Below are 18,829 nucleotides of genomic sequence, written 5' to 3' on the forward strand. Positions count from 1 at the left end.
CCCTATAGGTATTTATATACGTCTTCGGGGGTAATACCACGGGCTACCATTATGACCTGGGTCCAATATATGAGTTGCGAGATTTCTTCCGCAAGCTCCTCATCCGACTGGTATTCGGCAGCTAACCAGACTTCGCCTGCTTCCTCAATAACCTTTTTGCCAAGTGTATGAACTCCCTTATCAAGGGCGGCAACGGTGCCAGAGCCTTCAGGGCGAGTCTCCACGCGCTGAAGCAGTTCGGTATAGAGCGAGTCAAATGTTTTCACGCGTGACATTCTTTCATACCACTCGCGCACCTCACCCACGCCCACCCCCTCAAACGAAGATATTTGGGTCACATCAATAACCCGGCAACCTGCGGCACTCGCGGCCGCTATACCTGCACGCGAATCTTCAAAAACTAAACATTCGTCCGGCCGAACACCAAGTCTTTGAGCAGCCGTTCGATACCCTTCCGGATTCGGCTTTCCTTCCGAAACTTCATCGCCAGTAATACTGCCAGCAAAACGATGAACCCCTATTGCCCGGATAGCTGGCGCCGCAAGTACACGCGGTGTATTCGTCACAACAAACGATGGAATTTCGGCTTGATTAAGGGCATCCAGAAGCTCTACGACCCCTTCAGAAATATGTGCTTGCGGATACAGTTGTTGCATCCGGTCAAGCATTTGCTGATAATAACGTGCAATATCCTTGTCCGAGAGGGTGATTCCAGCGTGTTCCGCACAAATTGCCGCAGTATGGGCAAATGTTCCACCAATTGTACGACGCTGTAGTTCCGATGGAATTCGACGCCCCATAGCCTCACTCATTTCATATGTTGCCTGAGCCCATAAAGGCTCAGAATCCATAAGTGTGCCGTCCATATCCCACAAAATCGCTTTCAGCATATTTCCGAGTGTACTTGCGATTTTGTGAGCACTAAAAAGCCAGAAAAGTAGAAACCACGCAAGTTTCGAACGAATTTACCACTATATGTCTCTTTTTAACTGTAGGGTGGCCGTATGAAACGAGTAGTTATCTTGGGTCGCGGTGGGGCAGGTAAATCCACGCTTGCCCGAGCTTTAGCCGCCCGTTTGAATATTGCCACTATAAACCTTGATTCGCTGTTCTGGAAAGCTGATCTCTCTCCCACCCCCGCCAAAGAATGGCGGGAAATTCAACAACAATTAATTGCAAACGAACATTGGATTATTGATGGGGATTTAGGGCCCTATGACAGCGACCTAGCATTGCGCATCAATGCTGCCGACACGATTATTGTTCTTGACTATCCACTTGGTATTTGCACTTGGCGTACATTGCGCCGCGGAAAAGAAAACCTAGATTATTGGCGATGGGTTATTAGTTACCGATTCCGTTATTTGCCAAAGATAAAAAGAACTATTCACCAGTATGGAAATGGTGCGAAAGTCCATTATGTACATAGTCCTTGGGGAATACCCGACCTTATAAACGCAACTGCGGCACTGCCACACTAGCAACCGCATGACTGCCGAGATACTTGGAGGTAAATACCATGCAAGCGTTCCTCGACAATTGGCAAGACGAAGTCTACTCTCATCAAGAAATCACAATCTCTGATGACAGCGAAATTCCCACACTCGTGAGCAAACTCAACGGCGAAACACATACGTTGATTTCGTTTGTTATCGCACTCGAAGGCAGGTTCCTTCAAGTAGCTGGTGGTCCGGAATATTTTGTTGTCACTGGAAAGGAATCCGACACTTCCTATAATCTCACCGACCCAAATTCTGATTCGGAAGAACGTGTAGCAATTGTGGCTGGTGGGCAAGAAGGATTATTTGAACATAAATACGCAATTACAAAGCACGAGGCCACAAAAGCCGCGCTTGCATACTTCCACGCAGCAGCAATCCCCACCGAAGATCCAAGATTTACTTGGGAAATCCTAGAACCTCAAAGCGGGGATATGGAAGAATTCGAGGATGCAACAAACTAGTTGCCAGGCTTTTTGCTCACCTGGTTTGTTTTAGTCTTCGTCTTCATCCTCCAGGAAAGGCTCTGCAAGCGCCAGTAATGCAGGTACTGAAGGACAGACGTACCATGAGCCGGTCACGACATCGGTAAAGTAGGTCAGTGCGTCACGAGGACCGTCGACTGCGCCTGCCATCCTGCGCAACATCTCTTCCAAACGCCACTGGTCGAAGGAAAAACCGATAAAGATCGTGCCGTGTTCCTTTAAACCGCCATACGAAGTATTACGACGAAGTACTGCCAATTCTTCGCCATCGTCTTCAACGACGGTTCGGGAAACGTGGGATGAATCCGGCATAACATCTTCTGGCAGTTCCACGCTATCTTCACGAGTACGGCCAATAACAGATTCTTGCTTTTCTTGAGAAAGATCAGCCCATTTACGCACCAAATGTTGCCACTTTTGCACCAGAGCTACTGATGCACCTGCGCCCGGCTCGCCTTGTGGAATCGCAATAATTCCTGGAACTTCCAAAGCACCGGGGTTTTCCGTACCGTCTTCAAAACCTGTAAGGTCGCGATTGTGGGCATAGACCCAGCCCACCATTTCCTCACCAATGGTAAAGAACTCACGAACCTCGCCCATAATGTGCTTCCCTACTTCAAAGCACTGTGAACGGGACTCAGAGGCGATCCAAAGCCAAGCATCATGTTGGGTTGCTGGCATCTGGTAGTCACCAGCACCCTTAATTGGCTCATTAAAACCATGAACATTTGCAGGAACATCGGAAGCATCGGCTATGTCCGCCCAGATTTCCGGCCGAATACCCAATACTGCGTTAGCTCCTACAGTTGTGGGCAGATTTACGGCCGCAGCAAGGGCACCAAAGGCTTCTTTAGCATCGACACCTTGTGCGAGGTCCAGTTCAAGATATAAATGATCGGTTGTGCCGTAGGCATTTATTCCATTTTGGTAAGTCATACACGCTATTATGCCCGAACACGATAAAAAGACATACCGCATGGACCTGTACTGGCACCAGCAGGCACCTACTATCAATTCGTACAAATATTAAAAAAGCGCCGCTTCCTGCGACGCTTTGAGAAATTACAAATTATGCTGGTGAGGCATTTGGATCCGTACTTGCATTACCGCTTGTGCCTCCATCACCAATTTTGTCATCGATGGCTTGACGCGCCTTGCTAATATGCGAACTTTTATCCGCACCTAATTTCTGCGCTGCAGCTTGCTCGGCCTTATCCAATACCGTATCTGTTACAGTCTCGCTTTTTAGCGCTTCCTGCGCTTTTTGCTTTGCGGAATCAAAAAGTCCCATATTGATCACTCCTTTAGCTATTTAGCTTTCTGCCCAATATACGCACACTCACATCAATACGAAAGACTCTATAACCAAAAATTATGAGAGTTCATAGATACTTGAGTTGAATATTAGACATTAAAGTACTTCGCCTCAGGGTGATAGAGCACAAATGCATCCGTTGACTGCTCAGGATGAAGTTGCAGTTCTTCGGATAATTCCACACCAATACGTTCTGGTTGCAACAGGTCCACCAAAATGCGACGTGATTCCAGATCAGGACAAGAGCCATAACCAAAGGAATAACGGGCTCCGCGATAATCCAGATCAAAGAATCGACGTGTGTCAGAGGCGTCCTCATCCCCGGCTGTTTTACCATCACCAAGGTTTAATTCCGAACGCACACGCGCATGCCAGTATTCCGCGAGTGCTTCGGTAAGTTGGACACCAATTCCATGAACTTCAAGGTAATCCCGATATTCGTGGGCGGCAAAAAGCTCATTGGCAAAATCGGCAATTGGTTGTCCCATAGTGACCAACTGGAACGGTAAGACATCAACAATGCCTGTGCGCAGGGCGTCGTTACGCGAACGAATGAAATCTGCGATGCAGAGAAACTTCCCTCGTTGCTGACGTGGAAATGAAATGCGTGCTCGTTCTGGAGCATCGGGCCGCGGCTGCTCCAGAATAATAATCTCATCTCCTTCGGAGACTGCCGGAAAATACCCATATACCACCGCCGCGTGATCAAGTATTCCAGCGGCTTTTAGCCGATCTATCCATGCGCGCAACCGCGGGCGACCTTCCGATTCAACAAGATCGTTATAGTCGGGCCCCTCACCGCCTCGGGTGGGTTTGAGTCCCCATTGACCCATAAATAATGCGCGTTCATCAAGGGTGGGAAGATACTGTGCCAAGGGCAAACCTTTAATAATTCTGGTACCCCAAAACGGTGGAGTTGCTATTGGAACATCTGTTGCCACATCGCTACGTTCTGGCACTTCAACAACGGGTGTAGACGCTTTGCGTTCGGCGGCAATTTTTCGTGATCGCTCGTGCCTTGCTCGGCGTTCCTCCTTTTTCTTTGCAGTCGCAAGGGCTTCCGGGGAGTCAGCGGCAGGACCTTCTCCTCGTTTTATGGCCATAATTTCATCCATAAGCCGCAGCCCTTCGAAGGCATCGCGAGCGTAATGCACGTCTCCGTGGTAGATCTCCGTTAGATCGTTTTCAACATATGTTCGAGTTAGTGCTGCACCGCCTAAAAGTACGGGCAAGTCCGCCGCCCCGGAAGAATTCATTTCTTGCAGGTTTTCTTTCATAATAACGGTGGATTTCACCAATAAACCTGACATGCCTACAACGTCGGCACCATGATCGCGGGCGGCCGAAATTATCGTTGCTACAGGTTGTTTAATACCTAAATTAATTACATTATAACCGTTATTGGAAAGAATGATATCCACTAAGTTTTTGCCAATATCGTGAACATCGCCCTTGACCGTCGCTAGAACTATTGTTCCTTTACCTCCGGAGTCGTCTGCCGCCTCCATAAATTGCTCAAGATACGCAACGGCCACTTTCATTGTTTCTGCAGATTGCAAAACAAACGGCAATTGCATTTGTCCAGAACCAAAAAGTTCTCCAACGGTTTTCATGCCCCCAAGAAGGTCCTGATTAATAATCTCAATCGGGGACTTCTCCTTCATTGCGGCATCAAGATCAGGTTCGATTCCGTTTTTCTCACCATCAATAATGCGCTGCGAAAGGCGTTCGAATAGCGGCATGGCTGCTAGAGCTTCAGCACGTGCATCTTTTGCAGAGGCGGCAGAAACACCCTCAAATAACTGCATAAACGTTTGCAGCGGATCATACTCCTCGGTGCGCCTGTCATACACCATGTCAAGCGCAACTTCGCGTTGCCGTGGATCGATTCGATTCATTGGAAGAATCTTCGATGAGTGCGCGATTGCCGTATCAAGCCCAGCTTCAATGCATTCATGCAAAAATACAGAATTTAATACTTGGCGGGCCGCCGGATTGAGACCAAATGAAATATTGGATAAACCAAGGGTGGTGTGTACGTTTGGGTATTTGGCTTTAAGCTCGCGGATCGCATTAATGGTCTCAATCCCATCGCCACGGGTTTCTTCCTGGCCAGTGGAGATGGGAAATGTAAGGCAGTCTACGATGATATCTTCCTGCTTGAGTCCCCATGTACCGGTAATATCATCGATTAAGCGAGATGCAATTTCAACCTTTTTTTCGCAGGTGCGCGCTTGTCCTTCTTCATCAATTGTCAGCGCAACCACGGCAGCACCATGTTCTTTTACCAATTGCATGATTTTCTGGTACCGCGAATCTGGCCTATCACCGTCTTCGAAATTTACAGAATTTACTGCGCAGCGACCACCTAAATGTTCAAGCCCTGTTTGGATTACCGCTGGCTCGGTGGAGTCAATCATAATCGGCAATGTGGAACTAGTGGCCAACAATCCTGCTAGCTGTGCCATATCTTCGCGCCCGTCGCGGCCCACATAATCTACGCAGAGATCGAGCATATGTGCGCCATCGCGGGTTTGTTGTTTTGCAATATCTACACAGGTTTCCCAGTCGCCTGCGAGCATTGCTTCGCGGAAAGCTTTAGACCCATTGGCGTTAGTGCGTTCGCCGATCATAGTAATACCGGTGTCTTGGGTAAGCGGCATCGTTGTGTATAGCGACGATACGTTATTATCGGCGCTTGGGGTGCGTTGCGCTGGCGTAATGCTTTTTACCGCTTCGGCAACTACACGGATGTGCTCAGGGGTTGTGCCGCAACAACCACCCACCATTGATAAGCCATATTCAGTGATAAAAGTGCGTAAGGAATCCGCTAATTCCGGCGCGGTCAGTGGGTATTCAGCACCTTTGTTACCTAAAATTGGCAATCCTGCGTTTGGCATAACTGAAACCGGAATCGAAGCATGCTGTGAAAGATAGCGTAGGTGTTCGCTCATTTCATCGGGACCGGTGGCACAATTCAGCCCGATCATAGAAATCCCGAGACGCTCAAGCGCGGTAAGCGCGGCACCGATTTCTGAGCCCAGCAACATCGTGCCAGTGGTTTCCACAGTTACATGGCAAATAATCGGAAGTATTGTGCCCAGTTCAGTAAAAGCTTCATGACACCCCAATACTGCAGCTTTGACCTGAAGAAGATCTTGTGCGGTTTCTACGAGGATGCCATCTGCTCCGCCTTCGACCATGCCTAAGGCAGCCTGCTTGTAGTACTGCTTTAAATCAATATAGGAGGCATGCCCAAGGGAAGGCAGCTTTGTGCCTGGCCCCATTGAACCTACAACAAAACGGGGTATGCCATCTTCACTTGGCCCCATTTCATCGGCTACCTCGCGAGCGAGCCGCACACCTTTATATGAAAGTTCACGGCAGCGATCTTCGATACCGTAGTCTGCAAGATTGGGTAAGTTGCAACCAAAGGTATTGGTTTCTACTAAATCGGCGCCCGCTTCGAAGTACGCTCGGTGAATAGCTTTTAAAATATCGGGCCGGGTGTGATTGAGAATCTCATTGCAACCCTCAAGCCCTAAAAAGTCTTTTTCAATATCGAGGTCAAAAGACTGTAATTGCGTCCCCATGGCGCCATCACCAATAAGAACACGTTGCTGTAGAGCTTCGAGGAGGTTCATAAAACAGACAGCTTAGTATGTTTTTGGTTTAGGTCATAGTTCACGCCTGCAACACGCTCGCTGGCTGCGCTTATATTGAAAATACCAAGCGACTATTCAAACTCTGGCAATGTTTTTAGTCCTTCTTCGTCTATTCCGGCGTCGACGAGAACCTGGTGAATAAATTCGGTGAGTTCGTGCTCTTCTTCCGGCTCAATAATGGCGTCACCGTACTTAAAATTCAACGCATTTAAATCGGCAATTAAACCGCCAGCACGCGTAAGCAGGCCTTCGGCATCGAGGGCCGCGGCGTCGTAAAGAAACTTTTCAAGGAGTACTCGTAACTCTGACAATGCCCCTGGAGGAAATGGTTCTTCCCAGAATTCCTTTTCGTGTTCGCGCAAATATGAGCCAGTAGCGTAATCAGTAAGCGTTGACATAAATTCTTCAATGAATCCCTGATGCTGTGTCATTGCTCCCCCATTAGATTAATTCCAATAAGGGCATCTAAAGCTTGGGCGACAATTTCCCCGCCGCGCTCCGTGCTATTGGAGCCCAAAAGTACTTGTTCAGACCAAGCATCAATGGCTTCCAATACTTTTTGGGTTTGCAGGTCATAAGCCAAAAAAGCCCTAATGGAAGCTACTAATTGCTCAGCATCCTTATTATTGGAGGGCAATGCAACTGCCCGCAACCACCTGCCAAGACGCACTTCGGCTTCTGCCAAAAGACCATCTGACCAATTGCGAATTTCTCGATAATGCCCCGTCATTAATGCAATTCGAATTGCCCTGGGATCATGACCGGCCTGCACTAATCGGGATACAAATACTAGATTGCCCAAGGATTTACTCATTTTTACACCATCTAAAGCGAGCATCCCGGTATGCACATAATGCCCTGCCATTCGTGCACATCCTAAAGCAGCTTCTGCATGCGCGGCACTAAATTCATGGTGTGGGAAAATCAAATCCGCGCCGCCACCCTGAATCGCAAAGCTTGAGCCCAATCGATTTGTCGCAATTGCTGAGCATTCAATGTGCCAACCCGGGCGTCCGGCCCCAAAAGGCGCATCCCATTCAGGTTCGCCATCCTTTGATTTCCGCCATACTAATGCATCCAATGGGTGACGTTTACCTGGCCGATCAGGGTCCCCACCGCGTTCGGCAAAATAGGCGCGCATAGTTGTATGATCATAATTTGATTCATACCCAAAGTTTTTTGTAGCGTCGATTGAAGCATATAAGTCACCATGCAACTCATACACGGCACCTACTGAAATAAGTCGCTTTACCAGCTCAATAACTTCCGGCACAGTGTTCATAACACTGACATAATCACGTGGTGGAATTATACGTAGGGCTTCCATATCGGAACGGAACAAATCAATCTGCTCCGTACCTAATTCACGCCAATCAACACCGTCTCTATTGGCCCGTTCAAATAACGGATCATCCACATCGGTGACATTTTGAACATAATGCACTTCATGGCCATTATCCAGTAATTGCCTATAGATTAAATCAAACGCAAGGTAGGTTGCTGCGTGGCCCAGATGCGTTGCGTCATATGGAGTAATTCCACAGACATACATACCAGCAGTGCCATCAACTTGGACTGGGCGTATTTCCCCATCAGCAGTATCAAATAATTGCAGAGGTACCGAATCTCCAGGAATTGTTGGTACTTCTGGTTCAGGCCACGAATACATACCCAATACTTTAACTTGCGCTCACTACTCCTGTTGCCAATAGCCCCATAACTGCTAACCCGACCGGAATACGATAGGCGGCAAACCATGCAAAGGAATTACTTGCCACGAACTTTAATAGCCATGCAATAGATGCATAGCCCACAATGAATGCAATCACACTACCTACCAGTAATTGCAGGCCGGTTGCCGCCTGACCGGCTTGTGGTGCAAATGCATCTGGGAGTGAGAAAATACCGGCACCAAAGACTGCAGGAATAGCAAGTAAGAAGCTAAACCGTGCCGCTACTTCACGGTTTAAACCAACAAACAATCCGGCTGAAATCGTGCCCCCAGAACGAGAAACACCTGGAATTAATGCGAGGCATTGCGCGAGCCCCATAATGACCGCATCCCGCATAGTGAGGTCTTCATAGTTACGCTTTTTTGATCCGTATTTTTCGGCGATTAAAAAGACAAATGAGAACAACACCAACACAGTGGCGGTGATCCATAGGTTTCTAAGGTTCTCTCGAATAGGATCTTTGCCGATTACGCCAAGAATCACCACCGGTAACGTGCCTACGATCACCATCCAACCCATGCGGTATTCAAATCCACGATGTTCCTTGTTTAACAAGCCGCGAAACCAACCGACAACGATATGGAAGATATCTTTAGCAAAATATACAAGGACGGCGAGTTCCGTACCCAATTGGATTACAGCAGTAAACGAAGCACCCGCGTCCTGACCCCAAAAAAGCTGAGAAATAATGCGGAGATGGCCAGATGAGCTAATAGGCAGGAACTCTGTGAGCCCCTGAACAATAGATAAGACGATGATTTGAATCCAGCTCATGGATTCTGCTGCAGAAGTAGTCACCCCGAATACCGTACTACTGTAATAGGGGTGAGAGAACAAACCGTGGGTGCAAGTGGGCTTCGTGTTTCCCGTCTAGGACTGGGTACTTCGACGTGGACAACGGTTGACAGGGCACAACCAGTATTTGAAAGATTCCTCAATGCGGGGGGAACTTTGGTTGATGTCAACCCAGCAACAGAGCCGATTTTGGGCGCGCTCATGAACAATATTGATCGGGATCTTGTAGTAATTTCGGCGGGCGCCGGCGTGAATCCTGCATTGCCGTTAGGACGCCGCGTTGATTGTTCTCGCCGTAGCCTCATGTCAGGCCTAGACCAGACTCTTAAAAACCTAGGTACGGATTACATAGATCTGTGGAGTGTAGGGTTTTGGGACCCCAAAACCCCCGCAGCCGAAGTTGCTGACACCCTAGATTGGGCGGTTCGCACCGGTAGGGTCCGCTACGCCGGTGTGCGCAGCTATATGGCTTGGCAATTAGCCGTTGCTGCCGCCAAGGCCGAGATTCCTTTAGTTGCCGCCCAGACGGAATATAGTTTGCTTGTGCGACGCGCCGAAGAAGAATTAATACCGGCAGCCCAGCATTTGGGTGTCGGGGTGTTTGCAGGTGCACCGCTAGCACAAGGTGTTCTTACCGGAAAGTATCGCACAGGCATTCCCAGGGATTCCCGCGGCGCATCCGTTGATCGAGATGCGGAAGTTCAAGGTTATTTAGATGCGCGCGCTTCCATTATTGTCGAGGCGCTTGTTACCGCAGCGGAAGGTTTAGGTACCACTCCCGCCGCCGTGGCCACGGCATGGGCCAGGGAAAAAGTTGCGGCGGTGATTGTTGGCGCCCGTACCCCCGAACAGTGGGACGAAATTTATGCGAGTGAGGGGTTAACTGTGCCACGGGCCATACGTGCAGCTTTAGACGATATCTCCTTGTAGGATTACCCACTGTGAATATGCGAGGAACAGTGGCACTGCTAGCACTTGTGCTTACGGGGTGCTCAACCGTGGAAACACTCAATAAAAGCGAAGAACAAGCCGCAGTGATGGGCAATGCCACGCCTGCTGCCTCACCGGATGCCAACCCCGACGGTAAAACCCAGAAAATCGGTGCCAGTGACATTGCAATCGCGGGCACCACGGTAGCGTCGCGCGATAAGACCACTCTGCGCTTCGGTTCTCTAACCGACCTTTCTGCAACCGAACTCACCATTGATTCCGCGTGCGGAGAACTCACCGCCACCGATAACACATTCGTCCTCCCCTGTGCCGAAAAAGTGTTCCTTATCGACGCCGCGAACCCTACGCTCGACACGTCCGTTTCCGGCGACAAACCATTCACTACTGCAGTACTTACTTCCGATGGAACGGTTATTGCCGGAGGATCCGACCGCGGCGACGTCACGATCTTTAGCAACAACGAAACGAAAACCCTCGCACTTGGCCGGCGATCGGATCAACTTGTTCGCACCCCAAGCGATTCCATTGCTGTAGTAGACCGCGAACAAACATCGATCCAAGGTGTGTTGTGGCAGAAACCTGAACCTGGTGCTGCATTGCGGGTGGGTCTGGGCGTCGGAAAGGTCGCCCCAGGCGACAACGATGTTGTATTCGCCGCAGACACTACCGCCGACCAACTGGCTGTCTATACTCTTGATTCGGTCATTCGTTTGCACCAAACAGCACCCGTAGCAGATAGCCCATGGGACCTCGCCTGGGATCCCACCAATGACGTAGTTTGGGTAGCTTCAACCGGCACCAATACCATCACCGCATACGGTATTGAAACTGGTGTGCCCGAAGCAAAAGGCACGCTCAAAACCATTTCAAATGTTCGATCAGTTGAATTCAGCGCCGATGGAACCCTCCTAATCGGCAGCGAAACCGAACTCCAAACCATCGATGCCGACACCGTGAAAAACGCACTGAAATAGGAACTCCATAATGGCACACCCATTCCGCGAAAAAGCTTACGAAGCTGCCCTTAAAGGCATGTTTATGCTGCGCCCCGAACGCATTCACCACCTTATGACCGACGGTCTCGGAGTCCTACAATTTGCCTGGCCAACACATCGCGCACTTAATAAACTCCTCCCCGTCCACGACCCAATACTTTCCCAAACTGTCTTTGGCGTCACCTTCCCTCGCCCACTCGGACTCGCAGCAGGATTCGATAAAAACGCAACCGCACCCGATGTATGGACCCCCATCGGATTCGGATACGCCGAACTCGGCACCGTTACCGCTTCCCCCCAACCTGGAAACCCAACTCCTCGACTTTTCCGGCTCCCAAAAGACAAAGCCATCCTGAATCGAATGGGCTTTAATAACGAAGGCGCCGCTGAAGTGGCAGAAAACCTCCGAAGGCGTCGAACCGACGACATTATTGGCATTAATATTGGCAAAACTAAAGTTGTGCCTGCTGATCGAGCCGTAGACGATTACCGACGCTCGGCACGATTCCTTGGCAATCTTGCAGACTACCTCGTAGTCAACGTGTCCTCCCCCAATACGCCGGGACTTCGAGACCTCCAAGCAGTAGAATCACTCCGCCCAATACTTACCGCCGTACAAGAAACCACTACCGTTCCTGTACTCGTAAAAATCGCCCCAGATCTCAGCGACGAAGACGTAGACGCAGTAGCCGATTTAGCCTTAGAACTTGGGCTCGCCGGAATCGTAGCAACCAATACCACAATTTCACGCGAAAACCTCGCTACTGATCCCGCCGAAGTCACAGCCATGGGAGACGGCGGAATCTCCGGCCCACCGGTAGCCGAACGAAGCCTCCAAATACTCAAACGACTCCATGACCGTGTAGGCAATAAACTCGTGCTTATCAGTGTTGGCGGAATTACCACCCCACAGCAAGCATGGGAACGAATCGCGCACGGCGCAACACTTCTCCAAGGCTATACCGGACTCATCTACGGAGGACCCGACTGGATTCGCGATATCCACCTTGGCATTGCCGACCAACTACGCGCCCACGGATTCACCAATATTTCCCAAGCGATTGGTTGTGGGCTTCCCTGGAAATAACGAAATTACACAACGTTTCCCTTGATGATGGAACAAGCTTTGAGCTAAAATGCGGCAATCGCAGGAACGGCCTGCGAAAGTCTCAAACAGGCTTATACAGGCAGATTTATGTTGTGGACTCCTGGTTTGGGGGTGTGGGCTGGGGAAATGTTGTGGTGGGTTGTGGGTGATGTGAAATCTGCCTGATTTTCGGCGTTAGCAGGCTGCTTTTCCTGAGTTTTTGGGGTGGGGCGGCTGGTTTCCCGAGCCTTCGGGCCGCTTTCCGGGGTGTTTGATAGACGCACCCTATCAAACTAGTGATGTTTTCATCCCCACTGTCGCAGATTCCATAAAATCGCCTGAAAAAATGGAATCTGTGACAACACGCCCAACCAGACCCCCAGGAAGGACCAACCAACGCCCGAAAAGACCACCCAGCCCCAACCAAATCCCAGCCCAACAGACTCTTCAGTCACACGGCCCCACTGTCCGGCGCTTGTAGGCATCACCGATAGTTGTGTACTAAGTCTCCAACGCCCCCATTACTTCAAAACTTTTGTTGAAAGGGTTACCGTATAGCGGCTTGGCGGATTACAACGGAGCATCCGAGCGCGAGCAGTCCATAGGCCGGTAGCCACCATTGGTCCATAACGGTGAGCACGGGGTTTGGTACGAGCCTTCCACCTACTACGAGGAGTAGCGCAATAACCAGGGCTACTACTTGGCCGATGCCGCGTTTATTAGCTACACCTGCGGTGGCGAATCCCCCTACAAGGGCTGCTGCTGCGAGAATCATAAGGAAGCGTGGGGTGAGTTGGAATGGGACCATCCACCCGGTTGTGGCTACTTCGACGAAAGTGAAAATGAGTAGGACAATGCCTAGTGCGGCGAAGGCTCCACCGATGCGAATGGTGGATGGAACATGATTCTCGCTCATAAATGAGGGAGTTTACTTATTCTCGTGCCAACCCCAAACAATAGCTCTGCCTAAGGAGTGGAAGAACAGGTTGAATCCCAGCACAGTGGGGGTAGCTTCGGGGTCGATGTCGAGTTTTTCGACATCGACTGCGTGTACGGCAAATAGATAGCGATGTGGCGCGTGTCCTGCCGGAGGATTCGGGCCGTAGAAGCCGCGAATGCCGGAATCACCCTTGAGTGTGATCACTCCATCAATGCCTAGGTCTTCGAGGGTGCCTGCGCCCCTCGGGATTTCGCTGATGTTTGCGGGAATATTAAAGGCTGCCCAATGCCAGAAGCCAGATGCTGTAGGCGCATCGGGATCAAAGCATGTAATGGCAATGGACTTCGTACCTTCTGGTGCGGTCCAGCTTAGATGAGGGGAAATGTCACCCTTAGGAAGTTCGTCTCCATCTGTGATGTCGTCAGAGTGGATTGGAAACGTTGGCTTTGGCATTGCTTCGTACGGGTCGGGCCCTGGGAATCGTGGATCGATATAAGTGCTCATGATTCCTTTTGTACCGGATTATTCCAACGTTCGAAGAGATCCGCGTATTTTCCGCCCAAAGCGACTAGCTCATCGTGGGTTCCGTCCTCGATAATACGGCCGTCTTCCATAAGTAAAATTCGGTCGGCAAGCATTGCTTGATCGAGCCGATGCGCAACCACTAGTGACGTGCGTCCTTTGGCAACTTTAGTAGCAGCCTGTTCGAGTACTCGTGCACTTTCGGATCCTGCTTCGCTTGTCGCTTCATCCAAGATCAGTACTGGTGGATCTCTGAGAATCATACGGGCAAGTGAAATTTGTTGCTGCACTTCAGGTGCCAGATCTTCTGCGCCAGCACCAATGCGGGTATCAAGACCTTCCGGGAACCAACGTTCGAATGTAGCCCCGTGGAGCCCGACAGCTTCCAGGGCGTCGAGAAGCACTTCATCTGCTACAGGTGATGCCATCCGCAGGTCATCTCGCAGTGTTCCCGAAAATATGTGCACTTGCTGATCTACTAGAGATACCTGGCGCGCAGTCCACGTGTCAGGCACTGCACGCGTATCGACGCCCCCAATGCGCACCGCACCAGCATTCGGTTCCTGTAATCCTGCAATTAAGGCCGCAAGGGTTGATTTGCCAGCGCCTGAAGCACCAACCAAAGCTGTAATTGAACCTGCATTCAATGTCAGTGTCAGGTTGCTTAAAATCGGTGAACCACCCGGATATGCATAGGACAATGAATCTATTTCCACGTCCGGTGGCGTGATACAATCCTCCGGTTCTTCAGGTTGTTCACCTGGATACAAACTCGCTAAGGATACTGCACGGCCTAAACACGTGATTGCGTATTGGATTTCGCCAGCAAAAAACATCACATTAAACACATGTATTTCCATGCGGCTTACCAATACGACTGCCGCACTAGCCTCACCAACAGAAATATATCCATGAAACGACATCCACACTGAAAGCGCCAAACAACAGATTGTTAATGCACCATAGGCAAAATTTGCGTTTCCTAATAATCGTGTAAATAGGGGAATTCTATTGCCATATGCCTCGACCGCTCCCCAACTGGTCGCTTCCATTCGGTCGAGCGCCCAACGCTCAAGTTTTAATGCACGTATTGTCGGTAATCCGCGAATTGTATCGAGCAAAATATTGTTTCGTTTCGCTTCCTGCGACGATACAATATTCGAGGCTTCCGGCATATCAGCAGTAACTTGACGCGTTACTGGATACATTAAAATAGCGATTAATACAAAGACAATAATATAGGACCAGTGGATAAGCCCTAAAGCCAAGACGGTAAAAGGAAACATAAGCAGCGTCAAAGTAAGACGCACACCAATTGCTTGGAATACTCGAACCGTCGTATCTATATCTTTTGTCAATCGCGTAATAATATTTCCGGTACCCAATTCCATAATCTGTGGAACTGGCGCCCTTAATGATGCCGAAAGGCATGCACGCCGTAATTCAACGCTCATTATCCGAGCTTTTGACTGATACAAGTAGCCGGCAATAGATCGACATGCAGTTTCGAGCAGCATTAATCCCGCAACCACAACCAGGTACGAAATGAATGTGGATGGTTGATCAACCACATCTACGCTGCGACCCAAAATTGAGGAGGCACCCACCATAGACACGATTAGCACACCAAACACAACGGTGGTTGTGATAAGCCAGCGTGTATTGGGTCGGCTTGGTAGCTCAGCTAGAAACCGAACTGAATCCCGAAATGACGCCGGAGCAAGCGAATCTACCTTCATAGCAAATCCCCATCATCTAATACGCGGTCCGCAACTGCTTGCCAAGCCCGTGAATTTGTAATCACCACCGTGCGGCGGTCTTTACGTAATTTTGAAACATTTATTGCAACTTTCTGCAGTGTTACCGCGTCCAGTCCGGTGGTTGGTTCGTCCAAAACCAGAATTGCCGGATCCTTTGCCAGTACGCGAGCCAATGCAACCCGTTGCCGTTGGCCCCCAGAAAGATTTAGGCCAGCCTCACCAATTGGTGCATCAGGAAGCTCCCCATGTGGCCCATATCCACCGAGTCTGCGGATAATATCATCGCAATGTGCCGCTTCGAGTCCACTCGGGGAGCCAACATTATCCTCAAGCGTCCCCTCGAATACCGAGACGGAATGTGGAGGAAACAAAGCATTATGATGAAAAACCAGTGCGTTTGCTCTGGCATTTGCGGCCTCTCTACCTTCCGTAGTTTGCGGAGCCCAAACTTCTAGCCCAACCGATGGTTGTTCAATGTATGGGAATTCTTCCCGCTCATTATTTAAATCATCAATAAGCTTAAGTACCCGCTCTGAAGCGGCAGATCCGCGCGCCCAGTACTCTGTGGTAAAGCCCAATGCGAAGCCTAGAACCTGCAATGATGGTGGCACGAGGAGCGTAATAGTAATCAAGTCGCCACGGCTGATATCACCTTGCAGCAATAGCCACCCTGCATATCCAAGAATGCCAAAGATAAACAAAACGGGAACAAGCTGGCGCAGAAACGACGTATAGGCGACCGTACGTGCGTCTGTCAGCATAATGCTTAAAGAATGTTCGACAGCGGCATCGAAGCGAGCTTCGCTGGCTTCAATAGCACCCATACCTTTGAGCACCCGACTACCTTGCGCAAAATCTGTAGCCAAAGAAACTGCTTCCGATTCCGCCGCCCTTCGTTGCCCAGACACTTTTGAGATTGGCTTTGCTGTTAATGACGACCCCCACGCCGTCACTAAGCCACCGAGTGGCAGCAGCACCGCAATCTGCCATGAAATCGGCACAATTACCAATGCTGAGCCAATTAGAAAGCCCACCATAAACATCGGGAAGCTCAATAACTCTTTTAAGTCACCAAGTTGTGTTGAATCTTCATCTACCGTATTGAGTACTTCACCAGGTGTGAGGGTTTTTGGCGACGATTGTGTAAGCAAGCGCGTTAATTCCAGCCGTAATGAATGCACGCTACGCACTTGGGCAATTTCCATAAAAGCATCCGAATTGGCCTCAACCAACCAGATAAGGACTAGAATTCCTGCGATAGTCAGTGCGGGCCACATAATGGCATCCAGCGATGCCTGACCAAACACCGTATCGGTAACAGAGCCAAGCACCTTAGAAACTAATGCACCGAGCGCCGAATGCAAGATCCCCAATACGGCAGCCAGCACCGAAAGTGTTGGCTGAGTCCACAGCATCTTCCACGTTAATGCTGAAGGCTTTGATGCTTTGCCCAGCACCGTCTCTCTAGGCGGTGGTTCTTTCGGTACCGCCCAGGACCAAGTGGGCATCCGTCTATACTTCACCTGCAAAACCCTAGCATATCTCCTTAAAAATACCGTTTTACGTGCAGATTTGTAACACAAGCACATTTCGGTCTACAGTATGTGAGTGCCCAGCCGAAAGGCTGAAACAAAAACCCAGTCCGGGTGGCGGAATGGCAGACGCGCTAGCTTGAGGTGCTAGTGTCCTATTAACGGACGTGGGGGTTCAAGTCCCCCTCCGGACACACTGTGTTGAGACAGTAGAATAGCCTTAACTCTTCGGAGTTAAGGCTTTTTTAATTTTCACCTTATGCGCCAAGATCGAAGGTCATCGGGGTAAATAGCATTTTGTAGTTCACGTTTTCGCTATACGCGAAATTGCTGGCCAAAAACTTGTGCCACACATCATTATGAATGCTATGACAGAACATTCTTTACCAAAAGCGCTTGTTACAGGTGGTTCAAGCGGCATCGGTCGGGCAATTGTGGAACGCCTAGCTACTATGGGTTTTTCCGTGGTGTTTACGTGGCATACTCGGCAAGACAAAGCGGACGAGCTTATTGCCAAACTAGAAAGGCAAGGCCATTCAGCTTCCGCCATACAAGCAGATATTCGGACACCTGAATTGGTTCAAGATGCTATTAGCAGGCTTGCTCACCTTGGCCCATTCCAGGTGATTGTAAATAATGCAGCTGCTACATCAAAGTACGGTCCAATCACAGAGACATCACTGGATTCGTGGATGGAAACAATAACGTCATGTGCTACTGCCCCATTTTTGATTATTCAGGCGTTCGGACCACACATGCCAAACGGTGGTTCGATTATTAATATTTCAACAATGAATACAGTGTTACCTATGCCAGGACTTGCGGCCTATTGTGCCGGCAAGTCCGCATTGGAGGCATTAACCGAAGTGGCAGCGAAAGAATTGGCACCGCGTGGGATTACGGTCAATGCGATTCGCCCAGGAGCTACCGATACTGAGGGGCAGCGCGCCGCAAATACAGACCCAGCAATGCGGGAACAGATTATTGCAATGACACCAATGGGTCGCTTTGGGAACCCGTCCGATATTGCTAATGTGGTGGCGTTTTTCGCCGGACCAGATTCCCGTTGGGTAACCGGCCAATGTCTTAGCGTCTCCGGCGGCATGTAAAAGTCAGGTTTCAAGTGCACGCCGCTACGCGGCAACTGCGAATACTTGTGTGTCTGGCCGCTGAATTGTTCGCTGAAGTAAGTCATCAAGTTCCATCCCCAGTGACCGGTGAATACTTTGAATAATCTCCGATGAGGCTTCTTTTATCCCGCGTTCGATTTCAGAAAGATGGGATGGCGATACGTTGGCTCGCTTTGCGAGTTCCTCTAGTGTTTTTCCACGTGCTTTTCGCTCCTGGCGAAGAACATCACCGATACGGCTTCGCAGCAAGTCGGGCTTTTGAAACGGGGTATCGGCGACAAGAAACATATGCATAGTGTGTAGTGTAGCCAGATTGCACTATGTACGAGCACCCCCACACTTTGTTCGTTTTCCTAGGTGCGCTGTTCAACCCGTACAGTACGTTTTTGTCTGTATCTGATTTGTTGTCTCTTGTGTGCT

18 protein-coding genes, 1 tRNA gene and 1 pseudogene are annotated in these 18,829 nt (G+C 49.8%); 7 read left to right on the forward strand and 13 right to left on the reverse strand.

Annotation, left to right across the window (positions count from 1 at the left end; all coding sequences use genetic code 11):
- Positions 1-2: 2 nt before the first annotated feature.
- Both CFREI_RS06615 and CFREI_RS06620 read right to left on the reverse strand, forming a co-directional pair.
- Positions 3-275, reverse strand: a complete 273-nt coding sequence (locus CFREI_RS06615) for a phosphoribosyl-ATP diphosphatase (protein ID WP_205618455.1) — start codon at positions 273-275, stop codon at positions 3-5.
- Between the two features lie 117 nt (positions 276-392).
- Positions 393-890, reverse strand: a pseudogene (locus CFREI_RS06620) (HAD family hydrolase); the annotation flags it as partial.
- 114 nt (positions 891-1,004) lie between these two features.
- Here CFREI_RS06620 and CFREI_RS06625 point away from each other — a divergent pair.
- Entirely contained in the window at positions 1,005-1,481 is a 477-nt protein-coding gene (locus tag CFREI_RS06625) for a P-loop NTPase family protein (RefSeq protein WP_051255868.1), read from the forward strand.
- Positions 1,482-1,519: 38 nt separating this feature from the next.
- Positions 1,520-1,963, forward strand: a complete 444-nt coding sequence (locus CFREI_RS06630) for an Imm1 family immunity protein (protein WP_027012359.1) — start codon at positions 1,520-1,522, stop codon at positions 1,961-1,963.
- 30 nt (positions 1,964-1,993) lie between these two features.
- Here the strand turns inward: CFREI_RS06630 and CFREI_RS06635 are convergent, their stop codons facing one another.
- The 6 genes from CFREI_RS06635 to CFREI_RS06660 all read right to left on the reverse strand — a co-directional run bounded on the left by CFREI_RS06635 (position 1,994) and on the right by CFREI_RS06660 (position 9,471).
- On the reverse strand, positions 1,994-2,920 hold the full coding sequence (locus CFREI_RS06635; protein WP_027012358.1) for a Dyp-type peroxidase: 927 nt from the start codon (positions 2,918-2,920) through the stop codon (positions 1,994-1,996).
- 133 nt (positions 2,921-3,053) lie between these two features.
- Positions 3,054-3,275 (reverse strand): Rv0909 family putative TA system antitoxin, encoded by a 222-nt coding sequence (locus CFREI_RS06640; RefSeq protein WP_035111486.1) that lies wholly within the window; start codon positions 3,273-3,275, stop codon positions 3,054-3,056.
- A 113-nt stretch (positions 3,276-3,388) separates the two neighbouring features.
- Entirely contained in the window at positions 3,389-6,943 is a 3,555-nt protein-coding gene (gene metH, locus CFREI_RS06645) for a methionine synthase (protein ID WP_027012357.1), read from the reverse strand.
- 92 nt (positions 6,944-7,035) lie between these two features.
- On the reverse strand, positions 7,036-7,395 hold the full coding sequence (locus CFREI_RS06650; RefSeq protein WP_027012356.1) for a hypothetical protein: 360 nt from the start codon (positions 7,393-7,395) through the stop codon (positions 7,036-7,038).
- On the reverse strand, positions 7,392-8,633 hold the full coding sequence (gene mshC, locus CFREI_RS06655; RefSeq protein ID WP_027012355.1) for a cysteine--1-D-myo-inosityl 2-amino-2-deoxy-alpha-D-glucopyranoside ligase: 1,242 nt from the start codon (positions 8,631-8,633) through the stop codon (positions 7,392-7,394). Before mshC ends, CFREI_RS06650 begins: the two co-directional genes overlap by 4 nt.
- Before the next feature lie 10 nt (positions 8,634-8,643).
- The gene (locus CFREI_RS06660) at positions 8,644-9,471 is read right to left on the reverse strand and encodes an undecaprenyl-diphosphate phosphatase (protein WP_084170721.1); all 828 of its coding nucleotides are present in this window, start codon (positions 9,469-9,471) and stop codon (positions 8,644-8,646) included.
- Positions 9,472-9,522: 51 nt separating this feature from the next.
- Between CFREI_RS06660 and CFREI_RS06665 the strand changes: the two genes are divergently transcribed.
- Genes CFREI_RS06665 through CFREI_RS06675 form a run of 3 tightly spaced genes read left to right on the forward strand, consistent with a single transcriptional unit; the run spans position 9,523 to position 12,525 of the window.
- Positions 9,523-10,422 carry an aldo/keto reductase gene (locus tag CFREI_RS06665; RefSeq protein ID WP_027012353.1) on the forward strand — a complete coding sequence of 300 codons (900 nt, stop codon included), beginning with the start codon at positions 9,523-9,525 and terminating at the stop codon, positions 10,420-10,422.
- 11 nt (positions 10,423-10,433) lie between these two features.
- The gene (locus tag CFREI_RS06670; RefSeq protein ID WP_051255867.1) at positions 10,434-11,417 is read left to right on the forward strand and encodes a YncE family protein; all 984 of its coding nucleotides are present in this window, start codon (positions 10,434-10,436) and stop codon (positions 11,415-11,417) included.
- Between the two features lie 10 nt (positions 11,418-11,427).
- Positions 11,428-12,525, forward strand: coding sequence for a quinone-dependent dihydroorotate dehydrogenase (locus tag CFREI_RS06675; RefSeq protein ID WP_027012351.1), 1,098 nt, complete (start codon positions 11,428-11,430; stop codon positions 12,523-12,525).
- Between the two features lie 547 nt (positions 12,526-13,072).
- Here CFREI_RS06675 and CFREI_RS06680 read toward each other — a convergent pair.
- From CFREI_RS06680 to CFREI_RS06695, 4 genes are read right to left on the reverse strand one after another with little or no spacing between them, the layout of a single operon-like run.
- On the reverse strand, positions 13,073-13,441 hold the full coding sequence (locus CFREI_RS06680) for a hypothetical protein (RefSeq protein ID WP_027012350.1): 369 nt from the start codon (positions 13,439-13,441) through the stop codon (positions 13,073-13,075).
- Positions 13,442-13,453: 12 nt separating this feature from the next.
- Positions 13,454-13,969, reverse strand: coding sequence for a YbhB/YbcL family Raf kinase inhibitor-like protein (locus CFREI_RS06685; RefSeq protein WP_027012349.1), 516 nt, complete (start codon positions 13,967-13,969; stop codon positions 13,454-13,456).
- Positions 13,966-15,726, reverse strand: a complete 1,761-nt coding sequence (locus CFREI_RS06690; protein WP_027012348.1) for an ABC transporter ATP-binding protein — start codon at positions 15,724-15,726, stop codon at positions 13,966-13,968. Before CFREI_RS06690 ends, CFREI_RS06685 begins: the two co-directional genes overlap by 4 nt.
- The gene (locus tag CFREI_RS06695; RefSeq protein WP_027012347.1) at positions 15,723-17,255 is read right to left on the reverse strand and encodes an ABC transporter transmembrane domain-containing protein; all 1,533 of its coding nucleotides are present in this window, start codon (positions 17,253-17,255) and stop codon (positions 15,723-15,725) included. Before CFREI_RS06695 ends, CFREI_RS06690 begins: the two co-directional genes overlap by 4 nt.
- A gap of 132 nt (positions 17,256-17,387) precedes the next feature.
- Between CFREI_RS06695 and CFREI_RS06700 the strand changes: the two genes are divergently transcribed.
- A tRNA-Leu gene (locus tag CFREI_RS06700) sits at positions 17,388-17,473 on the forward strand.
- A 174-nt stretch (positions 17,474-17,647) separates the two neighbouring features.
- Positions 17,648-18,388 (forward strand): SDR family NAD(P)-dependent oxidoreductase, encoded by a 741-nt coding sequence (locus CFREI_RS06705; protein WP_027012346.1) that lies wholly within the window; start codon positions 17,648-17,650, stop codon positions 18,386-18,388.
- Between the two features lie 24 nt (positions 18,389-18,412).
- Here CFREI_RS06705 and CFREI_RS06710 read toward each other — a convergent pair whose 3' ends face one another.
- Positions 18,413-18,703 carry a helix-turn-helix domain-containing protein gene (locus CFREI_RS06710; protein ID WP_051255866.1) on the reverse strand — a complete coding sequence of 97 codons (291 nt, stop codon included), beginning with the start codon at positions 18,701-18,703 and terminating at the stop codon, positions 18,413-18,415.
- Positions 18,704-18,829: the final 126 nt, after the last annotated feature.

Source organism: Corynebacterium freiburgense (genome assembly GCF_030408815.1).
GTDB classification, from domain to species: domain Bacteria; phylum Actinomycetota; class Actinomycetes; order Mycobacteriales; family Mycobacteriaceae; genus Corynebacterium; species Corynebacterium freiburgense.

What these genes read in the sequence shown, in the direction of transcription:
- CFREI_RS06660 (WP_084170721.1), bottom strand. Translation starts at nt 9,471, where the DNA reads ATGAGCTGGATTCAAATCATCGTCTTATCTATTGTTCAGGGGCTCACA.
- CFREI_RS06650 (WP_027012356.1), bottom strand. Translation starts at nt 7,395, where the DNA reads ATGACACAGCATCAGGGATTCATTGAAGAATTTATGTCAACGCTTACT.
- CFREI_RS06675 (WP_027012351.1), top strand. Translation starts at nt 11,428, where the DNA reads ATGGCACACCCATTCCGCGAAAAAGCTTACGAAGCTGCCCTTAAAGGC.
- metH (WP_027012357.1), bottom strand. Translation starts at nt 6,943, where the DNA reads ATGAACCTCCTCGAAGCTCTACAGCAACGTGTTCTTATTGGTGATGGC.
- CFREI_RS06630 (WP_027012359.1), top strand. Translation starts at nt 1,520, where the DNA reads ATGCAAGCGTTCCTCGACAATTGGCAAGACGAAGTCTACTCTCATCAA.
- CFREI_RS06685 (WP_027012349.1), bottom strand. Translation starts at nt 13,969, where the DNA reads ATGAGCACTTATATCGATCCACGATTCCCAGGGCCCGACCCGTACGAA.
- CFREI_RS06680 (WP_027012350.1), bottom strand. Translation starts at nt 13,441, where the DNA reads ATGAGCGAGAATCATGTTCCATCCACCATTCGCATCGGTGGAGCCTTC.
- CFREI_RS06690 (WP_027012348.1), bottom strand. Translation starts at nt 15,726, where the DNA reads ATGAAGGTAGATTCGCTTGCTCCGGCGTCATTTCGGGATTCAGTTCGG.
- mshC (WP_027012355.1), bottom strand. Translation starts at nt 8,633, where the DNA reads ATGTATTCGTGGCCTGAACCAGAAGTACCAACAATTCCTGGAGATTCG.
- CFREI_RS06695 (WP_027012347.1), bottom strand. Translation starts at nt 17,255, where the DNA reads ATGCCCACTTGGTCCTGGGCGGTACCGAAAGAACCACCGCCTAGAGAG.
- CFREI_RS06710 (WP_051255866.1), bottom strand. Translation starts at nt 18,703, where the DNA reads ATGCATATGTTTCTTGTCGCCGATACCCCGTTTCAAAAGCCCGACTTG.
- CFREI_RS06705 (WP_027012346.1), top strand. Translation starts at nt 17,648, where the DNA reads ATGACAGAACATTCTTTACCAAAAGCGCTTGTTACAGGTGGTTCAAGC.
- CFREI_RS06640 (WP_035111486.1), bottom strand. Translation starts at nt 3,275, where the DNA reads ATGGGACTTTTTGATTCCGCAAAGCAAAAAGCGCAGGAAGCGCTAAAA.
- CFREI_RS06635 (WP_027012358.1), bottom strand. Translation starts at nt 2,920, where the DNA reads ATGACTTACCAAAATGGAATAAATGCCTACGGCACAACCGATCATTTA.
- CFREI_RS06625 (WP_051255868.1), top strand. Translation starts at nt 1,005, where the DNA reads ATGAAACGAGTAGTTATCTTGGGTCGCGGTGGGGCAGGTAAATCCACG.
- CFREI_RS06615 (WP_205618455.1), bottom strand. Translation starts at nt 275, where the DNA reads ATGTCACGCGTGAAAACATTTGACTCGCTCTATACCGAACTGCTTCAG.